This is a genomic window from Rhizobium atlanticum (genome assembly GCF_030182485.1).
In the GTDB taxonomy this organism is placed as follows: domain Bacteria; phylum Pseudomonadota; class Alphaproteobacteria; order Rhizobiales; family Rhizobiaceae; genus Rhizobium.
Genome location: NZ_JAQJCJ010000021.1, coordinates 87,671 through 101,373 on the forward strand (window position 1 = coordinate 87,671; position 13,703 = coordinate 101,373).

Annotated in this window: 10 protein-coding genes; 7 read left to right on the forward strand and 3 right to left on the reverse strand. The window is 60.7% G+C overall.

The annotated features are described in order from the left end of the window. Nucleotides 1-174: 174 nt before the first annotated feature. From chvE to araD, 6 genes are all read left to right on the forward strand, one after another. On the forward strand, nt 175-1,239 hold the full coding sequence (chvE, locus tag PH551_RS26400) for a multiple monosaccharide ABC transporter substrate-binding protein (RefSeq protein ID WP_085779018.1): 1,065 nt from the start codon (nt 175-177) through the stop codon (nt 1,237-1,239). A 96-nt stretch (nt 1,240-1,335) separates the two neighbouring features. Beyond that, nucleotides 1,336-2,874 (forward strand): multiple monosaccharide ABC transporter ATP-binding protein, encoded by a 1,539-nt coding sequence (gene mmsA, locus PH551_RS26405; RefSeq protein WP_085779017.1) that lies wholly within the window; start codon nt 1,336-1,338, stop codon nt 2,872-2,874. Beyond that, nucleotides 2,871-4,082, forward strand: a complete 1,212-nt coding sequence (gene mmsB / locus PH551_RS26410; RefSeq protein WP_085779016.1) for a multiple monosaccharide ABC transporter permease — start codon at nt 2,871-2,873, stop codon at nt 4,080-4,082. The genes mmsA and mmsB overlap by 4 nt, the downstream gene beginning before the upstream one ends. A 116-nt stretch (nt 4,083-4,198) precedes the next feature. Further along, nucleotides 4,199-5,194, forward strand: a complete 996-nt coding sequence (gene araD1, locus PH551_RS26415) for an AraD1 family protein (RefSeq protein ID WP_285195642.1) — start codon at nt 4,199-4,201, stop codon at nt 5,192-5,194. 66 nt (nt 5,195-5,260) lie between these two features. After that, nucleotides 5,261-6,694, forward strand: a complete 1,434-nt coding sequence (locus PH551_RS26420) for an aldehyde dehydrogenase family protein (protein WP_285195643.1) — start codon at nt 5,261-5,263, stop codon at nt 6,692-6,694. A gap of 59 nt (nt 6,695-6,753) precedes the next feature. Beyond that, nucleotides 6,754-8,493: an L-arabinonate dehydratase gene (gene araD, locus PH551_RS26425; RefSeq protein ID WP_285195644.1), complete on the forward strand. Its 1,740-nt coding sequence runs from the start codon at nt 6,754-6,756 to the stop codon at nt 8,491-8,493. 500 nt (nt 8,494-8,993) lie between these two features. Here araD and PH551_RS26430 read toward each other — a convergent pair whose 3' ends face one another. Genes PH551_RS26430 through PH551_RS26440 form a run of 3 tightly spaced genes read right to left on the reverse strand, consistent with a single transcriptional unit; the run spans nt 8,994 to nt 12,181 of the window. Next, on the reverse strand, nt 8,994-9,818 hold the full coding sequence (locus PH551_RS26430; protein ID WP_285195645.1) for a transglutaminase family protein: 825 nt from the start codon (nt 9,816-9,818) through the stop codon (nt 8,994-8,996). Between the two features lie 12 nt (nt 9,819-9,830). Next, nucleotides 9,831-10,772 (reverse strand): alpha-E domain-containing protein, encoded by a 942-nt coding sequence (locus PH551_RS26435; RefSeq protein ID WP_085779010.1) that lies wholly within the window; start codon nt 10,770-10,772, stop codon nt 9,831-9,833. After that, nucleotides 10,772-12,181 (reverse strand): circularly permuted type 2 ATP-grasp protein, encoded by a 1,410-nt coding sequence (locus PH551_RS26440; protein WP_041678724.1) that lies wholly within the window; start codon nt 12,179-12,181, stop codon nt 10,772-10,774. Before PH551_RS26440 ends, PH551_RS26435 begins: the two co-directional genes overlap by 1 nt. A 518-nt stretch (nt 12,182-12,699) precedes the next feature. On the opposite strand from PH551_RS26440, the gene PH551_RS26445 reads away from it, so the two are divergent. Beyond that, nucleotides 12,700-13,599, forward strand: coding sequence for a DMT family transporter (locus PH551_RS26445; protein ID WP_285195646.1), 900 nt, complete (start codon nt 12,700-12,702; stop codon nt 13,597-13,599). The last annotated feature ends 104 nt before the right edge of the window (nt 13,600-13,703 follow it).

Consider the following 13,703-nt stretch of genomic DNA (forward strand, 5'->3'; position numbering starts at 1 on the left):
TAGGAATCCATACCAGTTTGCCGCCGTGTGCTGGTTGGCACTCAACACGTGTGAGATCGTGGAGGAGACCTACTTCGTTTCTCACCATCTGAAGTAACTATCCAATACGGAACCTGCCACAGTTTCGGGGCGGGCGATTTTTCGTCCGCTGCTCTATTAACAAGGGAGAGAGAAATGAAATCCATTATCTCATTGATGGCTGCGGCTGCCTTCGGCGTCGCTTCATTCGTTGCACCGGCGATGGCCGCGGACAAGGGCACCGTCGGCATTGCAATGCCGACCAAGGCTTCGGCTCGCTGGATCGACGACGGCAACAACATTGTCAAGCAACTGCAGGCCGCCGGTTACGGCACCGACCTGCAGTATGGCGACGATGACATTCCGAACCAGCTGTCGCAGATCGAAAACATGGTGACCAAGGGCGTCAAGGTTCTCGTCATCGCTTCGATCGACGGCACGACGCTGTCCGACGTTCTCCAGAAGGCCCATGATGCCGGCATCAAGGTCATTGCTTATGACCGCCTGATCCGCGATTCGGCAAACGTCGACTACTACGCCACTTTCGACAACTTCCAGGTCGGCGTTCTTCAGGCCAACTCCATCGTTGACGGTCTCGGCCTCAAGGACGGCAAGGGCCCGTTCAACATCGAACTCTTCGGCGGTTCGCCGGATGATAACAACGCCTTCTTCTTCTATGATGGCGCCATGTCCGTCCTGCAGCCCTACATCGACTCGGGCAAGCTCGTCGTGAAGTCCGGCCAGACCGGCATGGACAAGGTCGGCACGCTGCGTTGGGATCCGGCAACGGCCCAGGCCCGCATGGACAACCTGCTCTCGGCCAACTACACCGACGCCAAGGTCGACGCCGTCCTGTCTCCCTATGACGGCCTCTCGATTGGCATCATCTCCTCGCTGAAGGGCGTTGGTTACGGCACTGCCAGCCAGCCGCTGCCGATCGTCACCGGCCAGGACGCTGAAATCCCGTCGGTCAAGTCGATCATCGCTGGCGAACAGTACTCGACGATCTTCAAGGACACCCGCGAACTCGCCAAGGTCACGGTTTCCATGGTCGATGCCGTCATGTCCGGCAAGGAGCCCGAGGTCAACGACACCAAGACCTACGACAACGGCGTCAAGGTCGTACCGTCCTATCTGCTGAAGCCGGTTGCCGTCGACAAGACCAACTACAAGCAGGTCCTGATCGACAGCGGTTACTACACCGAAGACAAGCTGAAGTAAGTTAAGCTGGAGGCCGGAGCCTGCGCTTGCGGGTTCCGGCCTTCGATTTTATGATTACCCACCCATTGACGGGCTGGGGACGCTGGAAATTTGACTATGGACAATACCATCCTCGAAATGCGGAGCATCACCAAGACGTTCCCGGGCGTCAAGGCGCTGGAGAACGTGAACCTCAAGGTTCGCAAGGGTGAAATTCACGCATTGGTAGGCGAAAACGGGGCCGGCAAATCGACCCTGATGAAAGTGCTATCGGGTGTTTATCCCACCGGAAGTTATGACGGCGATATCGTCTATGAAGGCGAGACGCGCCACTTCAAGGCGCTGAGGGACTCCGAAGAAATCGGCATCGTCATCATCCACCAGGAACTGGCGCTCGTGCCGTTGCTGTCGATCGGCGAAAACATCTTCCTCGGCAACGAGAACGCCAAGAATGGCGTCATCAGCTGGGATGAGACCTTCAACCGTACCAAGCAGCTGCTCAAGAAGGTCGGCCTGTCCGAATCTCCGAACACGTTGGTGACCGACATCGGTGTCGGCAAGCAGCAGCTCGTCGAGATCGCCAAGGCGCTGTCGAAGAGCGTCAAGCTGCTCATCCTCGACGAGCCGACGGCCTCGCTCAACGAAAGCGATTCCGATGCGTTGCTCATGCTGTTGATGGAATTCCGCAAGCAGGGCATCACCTCGATCATCATTTCCCACAAGCTGAACGAGATCCGCAAGGTTGCCGACCAGATCACCGTCCTACGCGACGGCATGACCGTCAAGACGCTCGACTGTCACGCCGACGAGATCAGCGAAGACATTATCATCCGCAACATGGTCGGCCGCGATCTCGAAGACCGTTATCCCCCGCGTTCGGTGCCGATCGGCGAAACCATTCTCGAAGTGAAGAACTGGAACGCCTATCACCAGCAGCACCGCGACCGTCAGGTCCTGCACAATATCAACATTACCGTCCGCAAGGGCGAGGTCGTCGGTATCGCCGGGCTGATGGGGGCAGGGCGCACCGAGTTCGCCATGAGCCTGTTCGGCAAGTCCTATGGCCACAAGATCTCGGGCGAAGCATTGATGCACGGCAAGCCGGTCGATGTCAGCACCGTGCGCAAGGCGATCGACGCCGGTCTCGCCTATGTCACCGAAGACCGCAAGCAACTCGGCCTGGTGCTCAACGACACGATCCTGCACAATACGACCCTCGTCAATCTGAAGGCTGTGTCCAATGCCTCGGTCATCGACAGCGTCAAGGAATCGCGCGTTGCGGCCGACTATCGGTCGAAGCTGCGCATCCGCTCCTCCAGCATATTCCAGGAGACAGTCAATCTTTCCGGCGGCAACCAGCAGAAGGTGGTGCTGTCGAAGTGGCTGTTCTCCGGCCCCGATGTCCTGATCCTGGACGAGCCGACGCGCGGCATCGATGTCGGGGCGAAATACGAAATCTATACTATCATCAACCAGCTTGCCGCCGATGGGAAAGGCGTTCTGATGATCTCGTCGGAAATGCCCGAACTGCTTGGCACTTGTGACCGCATCTACGTGATGAACGAAGGACGCATCGTCGCTGAACTGCCGAAGGGAGAAGCAAGCCAGGAAACCATCATGCGCGCTATCATGCGCTCAGGGGAGAAGAAACAATGACGCCGATCAATCAACCCATCGCTGAGCAGGGGCGTGTCGTCTCGATCGGAGACTACATTCGCGGCAACATCCGCGAATACGGCATGTTCATCGCACTCATCGCGATCATGGTGTTCTTCCAGTTCTCGACCGGCGGCGTTCTCTTCAGGCCGCTCAACCTGACCAACATCATCCTGCAGAACTCGTTCATCGTCATCATGGCGCTCGGCATGCTGCTCGTCATCGTCGCCGGCCATATCGATCTGTCGGTCGGCTCCGTCGTCGGCTTCATCGGCGCCATCGCCGGCGTGATGACGGTGCAGTGGCACATGAATTATGTCCTGGCAGGCGTCGTCTGCCTGGCGCTTGGCGCGCTGGTCGGCGGTCTGCAGGGCTATTTCGTCGCCTATCACAAGATCCCGTCCTTCATCGTCACACTCGCCGGCATGCTGGTTTTCCGCGGTCTGACGCTGTTCGTGATGACGGCATCGGGCACCGGCACCAGCATCGGTCCGTTCCCGCCGGAGTTCCAGCTGATCAGCATCGGCTTCCTGCCCAACCTCTTCGATATGGGCGGCATCAACTCGACCTCGATCATCCTGACCGTCGTCGGCGCCGTCACCCTGTTCTACTTGGCCTGGCGCAAGCGCCTGTCGAACGAGAAGCACGGCAATGACGTCGAGCCGATGGGCTTCTTCCTCGCCCAGAACATTATTGTCTCGCTCGCTATCCTGGGGCTCGGCTACCAACTGTCGATCTATCGCGGCTTCCCGAACGTGCTGGTCGTCATGCTCGTTCTCGTCGCCGCCTATGCCTTCATTACCCGCCGTACGACGATCGGCCGCCGCATCTACGCCATGGGCGGCAACGAGAAGGCGACGAAGCTTTCCGGTATCAATACCGAGCGGCTGACCTTCCTGACATTCGCCAATATGGGCCTGCTTGCCGGTCTTGCCGGCCTCATCGTAGCGCTGCGCCTCAACTCGGCGACGGCCAAGGGCGGTTTCGGTCTCGAGCTCGACGTCATCGCCGCCTGCTTCATCGGCGGCGCATCGGCCCAGGGCGGTGTCGGCAAGGTGACGGGTGCGGTGATCGGCGCGCTTATCATGGGTATCATGAACAACGGCATGTCGATCCACGGTCTCGGCACCGACTCGCAGCAGATGGTCAAGGGTGCGGTGCTTCTCGCCGCCGTGTTCTTCGACGTCTACAACAAGAACAAGGGCTGAGCGCCTAAGCGCAGTCCAGGCATTCGCAGTCATATGAATGATGGATTCCGGCTCCCGTGGGAGCCGGACAGGCGGAGCTTTTTCTTAGATTCGCCGAAACGAGAAGGATTGAAGTCGTGCTTATTTCCCAGATCAAGGGTGCCAACGGAGAGATCGTCGTCGCCGTGCGCGAGCAGGGCGGTGCGGCAAGGTCGGTCAAGAATGCCGGCAGTGTCTATGCGCTGGCGATGGAAGCGGCCGACGGCGGCAAGTCGCTTGCCACGGTTATCGAGGCTCATGGTTACGGCGATGCCGTCGATCTCGAAAAGGCCTATGCGGAAGGCCGCTTCCTGCCGCCGATCACCCATCCCGACGCCGCCCACCTGCATCTGACCGGCACTGGCCTGACCCATCTCGGCTCCGCCGCTACCCGCGATTCGATGCACAAGAAGACCAGCGAGGCGGCCGAGGAAACGCTGACCGACTCGATGAAGATGTTCAAGATGGGCCTGGAGAACGGCAAGCCGAAATCCGGTGAAAAAGGCGTGCAGCCCGAATGGTTCTACAAGGGCAACGGCTATGGCACGGCTGCCCCCGGCGCTCCGCTCATCTCGCCCTCCTTCGCGCTCGATGGCGGCGAAGAGCCTGAAATGGCCGGCATTTACGTCATCGCCAAGGACGGTACGCCGTTCCGCATCGGCTTTGCGCTGTCGAACGAGTTTTCGGACCACGTCACCGAACGGATTAACTATCTCTATCTGGCCCACTCGAAACTGCGCCCGGCCGCCTATGGTCCGGAAATCCGCATCGGCGCTGCACCCGACGATATCCGCGGCACTTCGCGCATCAAGCGCGGCGACAAGGTGATCTTCGAAAAGCCCTTCCTGTCGGGCGAGGCGAACATGTCGCACACCTTCGCGAACCTCGAATATCACCATTTCAAATATGGCCTCTTCCGTGTTCCCGGCGATGTCCATGTCCATATGTTCGGCACGGCGACCCTGTCCTTTGCCGACGGCATCAAGACGGAAGAGGACGACGTCTTCGAGATCGAAGTCGCCGAATTCGGCCTGCCGCTCAGGAATCCGCTGAAGATCGCGGCCGAAGAAGAAATCGCCGTCAAGCAGCTCTGATTTTTGAGATCCGGCCGCCTGGTGGCCGGATCGTGATGTAAACGGTAAAGGAGGCTTGTTCAGCCCATGACCATTTATCAAAACCTGATCGCCGGCGAATGGGTCGGCACGAACGCGACGAAGAACATCAATCCGTCGGATACGAACGAGGTCGTCGGCCTCTATGCCGACGGCAGCGCGGAAGATACGAGAAACGCCATCGCCGCCGCCAAGGCCGCATTTCCGGCCTGGTCGCGCTCCGGCATCTGGGAACGCCACGTCATCCTGAAGAAGACGGGCGACGAGATCATGGCGCGCAAGGACGAGCTCGGCGCGCTGCTCGCCCGCGAAGAGGGCAAGACCCTGCCTGAGGCGACCGGCGAAGTCATCCGCGCCTCGCAGATCTTCGAATTCTTCGCTGGCGAGGCTCTGCGGCTGGCCGGCGAGGTCATCCCGTCGGTTCGCCCGAATATCGGTGTCGAGATCACCCGGGAGGCGCTCGGCGTTATCGGCATCATTACGCCGTGGAACTTCCCGATCGCCATTCCCGCATGGAAGATCGCGCCGGCGCTCTGCTACGGCAACACGATCGTCTTCAAGCCGGCCGAACTGGTGCCGGCCTGCTCCTGGGCGATCGTCGATATCCTCAACAGGGCAGGGCTGCCGAAGGGCGTCCTGAACCTCGTCATGGGCAAGGGCTCGGTCGTCGGCCAGGCCATGCTCGAAAGTCCCGACGTTCACGGCATCACCTTTACCGGTTCCACCGGCACCGGCCGGCGCGTCGCCGCCACCTCCATCGAGCATAACCGCAAGTTCCAGCTCGAGATGGGCGGCAAGAACCCGATGGTCGTGCTCGACGATGCCGACCTCAACGTCGCCGTCGAGGCAGCCGCCAATTCAGGCTTCTTCTCGACCGGCCAGCGCTGCACGGCGTCCTCGCGCCTGATCGTCACCGAAGGCATCCACGACAAGTTCGTCGCGGCGCTCACCGACAAGCTGAAGACGCTCGTCGTCGACAATGCGCTCAAGGCCGGTACCCATATCGGTCCCGTCGTCGACGAACGGCAGCTGAAGACCGATACCGACTATATCGAGATCGGCAAGAGGGAAGGCGCCAAGCTCGCCTTTGGCGGCGAGGTCATCTCGCGCGAAACACCCGGCTTCTACCTTCAGCCGACGCTGTTTACCGAAGCGACCAACCAGATGCGCATTTCGCGCGAGGAAATCTTCGGGCCTGTGGTCTCGGTGATCCGGGCGAAGGATTACGATGAGGCGCTTGCCATCGCCAATGACACGCCGTTCGGCCTTTCGGCCGGCATCGCCACTACCAGCCTGAAACATGCGACGCATTTCAAGCGCAATTCCGAAGCCGGCATGGTCATGGTCAACCTGCCGACGGCAGGCGTCGATTTCCACGTTCCGTTCGGCGGCCGTAAGGGCTCGTCCTATGGCCCGCGTGAGCAGGGCAAGTACGCCGCCGAGTTCTACACAACGGTCAAGACCGCTTACACGCTGGCTTGAGATATCCGATGATCCGGGCCGTACGAGGCGGCCCGGCAGTCACCTGAAGGACAGAGATTATGAAGAAGAAAGCGGAATGGCCGCGCAGGCTGAGGTCGCAGGAATGGTACGGCGGCACGAGCCGCGACGTGATTTATCATCGCGGCTGGCTTAAGAACCAGGGTTATCCGCACGACCTGTTCGACGGACGGCCGGTTATCGGCATCCTCAACACCTGGTCGGATATGACCCCCTGCAACGGCCATCTCCGAGAGCTTGCCGAGAAGGTGAAGGCGGGTGTCTGGGAGGCGGGCGGCTTCCCGCTCGAGGTGCCGGTGTTCTCCGCGTCCGAAAACACCTTCCGCCCGACCGCGATGATGTACCGCAACCTTGCTGCGCTGGCGGTAGAAGAGGCAATCCGCGGCCAGCCGATGGATGGCTGCGTGCTGCTCGTCGGCTGCGACAAGACCACGCCGTCGCTGCTGATGGGTGCTGCCTCCTGCGACCTGCCGTCGATCGTCGTCACCGGCGGTCCGATGCTCAACGGCTATTTCCGCGGTGAACGCGTCGGCTCCGGCACGCATCTCTGGAAGTTCTCCGAGATGGTGAAGGCCGGCGAGATGACGCAGGCCGAATTCCTCGAAGCGGAAGCGTCGATGAGCCGTTCGTCGGGCACTTGCAATACGATGGGCACGGCCTCGACGATGGCGTCGATGGCCGAGGCGCTCGGCATGGCGCTGTCAGGCAATGCCGCGATCCCCGGCGTCGATTCCCGCCGCAAGGTCATGGCGCAACTGACCGGCCGCCGTATCGTGCAGATGGTCAAGGACGATCTGAAGCCCTCAGAGATCATGACGAAGCAGGCCTTCGAGAACGCTATCCGCGCCAATGCGGCGATCGGTGGATCGACCAATGCCGTCATCCATCTGCTCGCCATTGCCGGCCGCGTCGGCATCGATCTGACGCTCGACGACTGGGACCGCTGTGGCCGCGACGTTCCGACGATCGTCAACCTGATGCCGTCGGGCAAGTACCTGATGGAAGAGTTCTTCTATGCGGGCGGCCTACCTGTCGTGCTGAAGCGCCTCGGCGAAGCCGGCCTTCTGCACAAGGACGCGCTGACGGTCTCCGGCGAAACCGTCTGGGACGAAGTCAAGGATGTCGTCAACTGGAACGAGGAGGTCATCCTGCCCGCCGAGAAGGCGCTGACGTCGTCCGGCGGCATCGTCGTGCTGCGCGGCAACCTCGCGCCCAAGGGCGCAGTGCTGAAGCCCTCGGCGGCTTCGCCGCATCTTCTGGTCCACCGGGGCAGGGCGGTCGTGTTTGAGGACATCGACGACTACAAGGCCAAGATCAACGACGACAATCTCGACATCGACGAGAATTGCGTCATGGTGATGAAGAATTGCGGGCCCAAGGGTTATCCCGGCATGGCCGAGGTCGGCAATATGGGGCTGCCGCCGAAGGTGCTGAAGAAGGGCATCCTCGACATGGTGCGCATTTCCGACGCTCGCATGTCCGGAACGGCCTACGGCACCGTGGTGCTGCATACCTCGCCGGAAGCGGCGGTCGGCGGCCCGCTGGCGGTCGTCAAGACCGGCGACATGATCGAGCTCGACGTTCCGAACCGTCGTCTGCATCTCGACATCTCAGACGAGGAACTGGCGCGCCGTCTTGCCGAATGGCAGCCGAACCATGATCTGCCGACTTCGGGCTATGCCTTCCTGCACCAGCAGCATGTCGAAGGAGCCGATACCGGCGCCGATCTCGACTTCCTCAAGGGATGTCGCGGAAATGCTGTCGGCAAGGACAGCCACTGAGCGAAAACGCATTCAGAGATTGGAATCTTTGAAAAGGCGGGTGAGAGCCCCGCCTTTTTGTTGCTGACAAGTCGCGTACGCCTCTTTCGTCATGCTCGGGCCTATCCCGAGCATCTGCCTCCGTTCGATAGGGCAGCAGATCCTCGGCACAAGGCCGAGGATGACGTCGAGTGAAGAGCTGAAGGCGGGTAAAGAGCCGCCTTCCCCGTCGCACTTGTTCGACAAGGATATGGTGGCGACGATGTCAGGCGATGGATTGACAGAGCGCTGTCGTTGCCTGGCTTCAGCTCGCGCCCATCGAGCCTCCCATCGCGATAGACAGCGTTCGGCTACCCGGCGAATTTCATGCCGACCCGCCGACCGCATCGTCGTGGCCACGGCCCGTTTCCACCGCGTCCCGCTGCTTACGGCCGATCAGGCGATCTTCAGCTACGGCGCACAGGGCCACCTGCAGGCTTTTGCCGCAGGTTAGCTCATCGGGGCTTAGGCGTGCGGAGCCCTCAGCTCTGGCTCTGGCTTTGCATCTGGCCGCCATCCTCGACCTTCACGGTCACGGATAGCGTTTCGCCCGGCGTGCCGATGCGCATGCCTGAGATCGGGGCGGCGTCGCGATAGCATAGGCCAGAGGCGATGCGGACGTATCGTTCATCCGGGCAGATCTCGTTGGCCGGATCGAAGCCGACCCAGCCGAGGCCGGGAATATGGGCTTCGGCCCAGGCATGGGTCGCCGCCTGTTCGACCTTTTCTTCCATCATCAGATAGCCGGAGACATACCGCGCCGGCACCTGCAGGGCGCGGGCGGCGGCAACGAAGATATGCGCATGATCCTGACAGACACCGCTCTTCTTCTCCAGCGCCTGTTCGGCCGTCGTCGCAGCGTCGCTGGTTCCTGGCCTGTAGATGACGGTCTCGTGAATGGCTGCCATCAGCGCATGCATGCGGGCGAGTTCGTTATCGCCGTTGACGGTTCTGATCAGTTCCTTCACCAGCTTGCCGCTCCTGGTGAGCGGCGTTTCGCGCAGGAAGAGCCAGAGTGGACAGAAACCGGTATGCGGCCCGGTGACGCCGTTCTGATCTATGGTTTCGACCTCGCCTTCGGCGAGAATGCGCGTCACCTGCTGCTCGCCTTCCAGCGAGACCAGGTTGACGTGGTTGCCGAACTGGTCGTCATATTCGACTTCGGGCGTCGCACCCTCGACCTTCAGCGACCAGCCGAGCACAGTCTGGCCATTGTTTGTCGGCGGTGTCAGTCTCAGCCGTTGCAGGGAGAATTTCGCCGGATCGTCGTAGCGGTATTCGGTGAGGTGGCTGATCTTCAGTCTCATATTCTGATCCGCTTAAACGTAGAACCGGTAGCCGTCGGAAATTTCCATGCCGAGCTGGTTGTTGCGCGCGACGAAATCCTCGAGGAACTCATGCAGGCCTTGATCCATGATGTCGCGGATCGCCCGCGTCTGCAGGGTGGTGCGGATCGCGTCCGCCGTATCGTGGGCGGGAAGCCGTTCCTCGTAATCCTGGGCGAGATAACCGAGATTGCTGACGATCTTCTCGTAGCAATAGGCCAGCGAGCGGGGCATCTGCACATTCAGGGTGAGGAAGTCGGCGATGTTCATTGCCCGGTACTCGCCGTCATAGGCCCAGCTATAGGCGCGGTGCGCGGAGACCGAGCGCAGGATCGATTCCCACTGCACGTTGTCGAGTGATGAGCCGACGGCGGAAACCGAGGGCAGCAGCACGTAATATTTGACGTCGAGGATGCGGCTCGTATTGTCCGCCCGCTCGATGAAAGTGCCGATGCGGGCAAAGTTATAGAGTTCGTTGCGTAGCGTCGAGCCGTGGAAGGCGCCGCGGATGAGGCCAGCGCGGCGCTTGATGACGTCGATCACCTCCGGCATGTCGGCGGCTTTCACGCGCTTTTCGAGCAAAGATTTCAGATCGATCCAGCATTCGTTGGTTGCTTCCCAGGTCTCCCGCGTCAGCGCGGTGCGCACCATGCGGGCATTGTTGCGGCCGGAGTCGATGCAGGACATGACGCTTGACGGGTTTGAGCGATCGCGCAGGAGATAATCGATCGCATCGGCATTGGTCAGCTTGGCGTGGCCCTCGTCATAGGCCTCGCGCACGCCGGCACTTTGCAGCACGCCATCCCAGTTGTCGTCGCCGGCGCTGCTGCGGGTCAACGACATGCGCAGCCCGGCGTCGATCAGGCGGGCGATATTTTCGGCGCGCTCGATGTAACGGAACATCCAGTAGAGGCCGTTTGCAGTTCTTCCGAGCATCAGTCCTCCAGTACCCAGGTGTCTTTGGTGCCGCCGCCCTGACTGGAGTTGACCACCAGCGAGCCCTGCTTCAACGCCACGCGGGTGAGACCGCCCGGAATGATCTGGACCTTGTCGGAAACGAGTACATAGGGACGAAGGTCGACATGGCGCGGCGCGATCCCTTTGTTGACGAGGATCGGCACGGTGGAGAGCGACAGGGTCGGCTGGGCGATGTAATTGTTCGGTTTGGCCTTCAGCTTTTCGGCGAAATCTGCGCGTTCCTTCTTCGATGCCGTCGGTCCCACAAGCATACCGTAGCCGCCGGAGCCGTGCACTTCCTTGACGACGAGCTCCTCCAAGTGCTCCAGCACGTATTTCAGGCTTGATGCTTCCGAGCAGCGCCAGGTCGGGACGTTTTCCAGAAGCGCCTTGCGGCCGGTATAGAATTCGACGATCTCCGGCATGTAGGAATAGATGGCCTTGTCGTCCGATATGCCGGTGCCCGGCGCATTGGCGATGGTGATGTTGCCAGAGCGGTAGACATCCATGATGCCGGGAATGCCAAGGGCGGAATCGGCCCGGAATGTCAGCGGGTCGAGGAAATCGTCGTCGACGCGGCGATAGAGCACGTCGATCGCCTCGTAGCCACGGGTCGTGCGCATCTTCACCTTGCCGTCAATGACGCGCAGGTCCGAGCCCTCGACCAGTTCGACGCCCATCATGTCGGCCAGGAACGAATGTTCGTAGTACGCAGAATTGTAGATGCCGGGGGTCAGCACAGCGACGCGCGGCTTGCCGGTACAGCCGGGAGGCGCAAGCGACGCAAGGCTCTGGCGCAAGAGATAGGGGTAATCCTCGACGCGCTGCACCTTGTTCTCATGGAAGAGCTCCGGGAACATCTGCATCATGGTTTCCCGGTTTTCCAGCATGTAGCTGACACCGGAAGGCGTGCGGGCATTGTCCTCCAGCACGTAAAACTGGTCTTCGCCTGTTCGTACGATGTCGGTGCCGACGATATGGGTGTAGACGCCGCCAGGCGGCCGGAAGCCGATCATCTCGGAAAGGAAGGCGACGTTGTTTTCGATCAGTTCACGCGGGATGCGACCGGCACGGATGATCTCCTGCTTGTGATAGATATCATCCAGAAAGGCGTTGAGCGCGATCACCCGCTGCTCAATGCCCTGGGCCAGCTTGCGCCATTCGCGGGCGGAGATGATGCGGGGGATAATATCGAAGGGGATGAGCTTTTCGGAACTGTCGGCATGGCCGTAAACGGCGAAGGTGATACCGGTCTTCCGGAAGATGTTTTCCGCGTCGCGGGACTTGGCAATCAGATGCGACCGGTCTTGGCTGTTGTACCACTCGAAATATTTTTCATAAGGCGGGCGGGGGCTTTCGTCCCCGGTAATCATTTCATCAAATGCCAAAGGTGCGGCTCCCCTTTTTTGTTCATTTGAATACAACGCAAATTGCAATGCAAGAACCATGCGCAGTTCGGGGAAAAGATTTTGCGCTGCGAGAAAACGGTAAAAATCCGGGCATTCGGAGTGAGGTGGCGCGGCGGAGAGGGTGGTCAGTCTGCCGGGGCTGCGCAAAATGCAGGCAGGTGATGGTTTTTCGGTCAAGCGGTTTAAAGGGTGCATGCGCTTCCTCCCTCATTCCTGTGCCTGTCACAGGAATCCAGCCACCGCGCGTCTGCGCGGTGAATGACTCTGTGACGATGATGAGAGTCTCCCGCGCCCTAGGACTTGGGCGCACTGGATTCCTGTGACGAGCACAGGAATGAGGGAGATTGGGAAAGTGCCGGTCATTCTTCGCCGTGGTGGCATGGCCCCGCCTGCCGCCCGCAACATCAGCGAAATTTCACGTAAGCATCAACGCTTCGCCTTTGACTGCGGTGCCCGGGTGCCGTTATCAGCACGGCGAATCTTTCTTGCGAGCCCCCATGTCCCTCGATCGCCTTGCCCCCGCTCTCTTCGTTCTGCTCTGGTCCACGGGATGGGTGGTGGCGAAATATGCGGCGCTGCATTCCGAGCCCTTCACCTTTCTTTCGATACGCTACGCGCTGTCGGCCCTGGCATTCCTGGTGCTCTGCCTGTTGATGCGGGCGCAATGGCCGACAAGCCGGGCGACGTGGCTGCGCGCCATCTATTCCGGCTTCTTCCTGCATGGTTTCTATCTCGCCGGCCTCTGGTGGGCGATTGCCAATGGCGTGCCGGCCGGCATATCGGGGATCATCGCGGCGCTGCAGCCGCTGCTGACCGCAATGGCGGCGCCCTTTCTCGTCGGCGAGCGGTTGCAACAGACACAGAAGCTCGGCCTCGGGCTCGGTTTCATCGGTATCGCCATCGCGATTTCGCCGAAGCTCTTCGATCCGGCGACGGCCGATCTCAGCCATGCGGCGCTGCCGTTGGCGATCAACCTCATCGCCATGGGCTCCGTCACTTACGGCACGCTTTACCAAAAGAAACACTTGCAGTCGGGTGATCTCAGAAGCATCGCGACGCTGCAGTATGTCGGTGCGCTAATCCTCACCCTGCCGTTGTCGCTGATCTTCGAAAACCAGCATTTCGATGGCACCGCGCAGGCCTGTGGCGCGCTTCTCTGGTCGGTCTTCGGCCTCTCGATGGGCGGTGTCGGGCTGCTGCTTTACCTCATCCGCCGCGGACAGGTCTCGCGCGCCGCCTCGCTCATCTACCTGATGCCGCCGGCGGTGGCGTTGGAGGCCTTCGTTGCCTTCGGGGAACCGCTGACGCTGCCGTTGATCATCGGCACCGCGATCGTAGTGATGGGCGTATATATGACAAACCGCAGGGTCGTTCAGCAAGCGCAGGCGAGCGTATAGGCTGATGGCTGGGCCAAGGTCGAACAATCGGATGGCTTGAACCTCAACTGAGCGAGGTCGCCGGCGATTGCCGACGACCTCATGTCTAGAGCGCCCTAGAGCGC

Coding starts and splice junctions, on each gene's coding strand:
- PH551_RS26435 (WP_085779010.1), bottom strand. CDS start 10,772: ATGCTCGGAAGAACTGCAAACGGCCTCTACTGGATGTTCCGTTACATC.
- PH551_RS26445 (WP_285195646.1), top strand. CDS start 12,700: ATGTCCCTCGATCGCCTTGCCCCCGCTCTCTTCGTTCTGCTCTGGTCC.
- PH551_RS26420 (WP_285195643.1), top strand. CDS start 5,261: ATGACCATTTATCAAAACCTGATCGCCGGCGAATGGGTCGGCACGAAC.
- mmsA (WP_085779017.1), top strand. CDS start 1,336: ATGGACAATACCATCCTCGAAATGCGGAGCATCACCAAGACGTTCCCG.
- mmsB (WP_085779016.1), top strand. CDS start 2,871: ATGACGCCGATCAATCAACCCATCGCTGAGCAGGGGCGTGTCGTCTCG.
- PH551_RS26430 (WP_285195645.1), bottom strand. CDS start 9,818: ATGAGACTGAAGATCAGCCACCTCACCGAATACCGCTACGACGATCCG.
- chvE (WP_085779018.1), top strand. CDS start 175: ATGAAATCCATTATCTCATTGATGGCTGCGGCTGCCTTCGGCGTCGCT.
- araD (WP_285195644.1), top strand. CDS start 6,754: ATGAAGAAGAAAGCGGAATGGCCGCGCAGGCTGAGGTCGCAGGAATGG.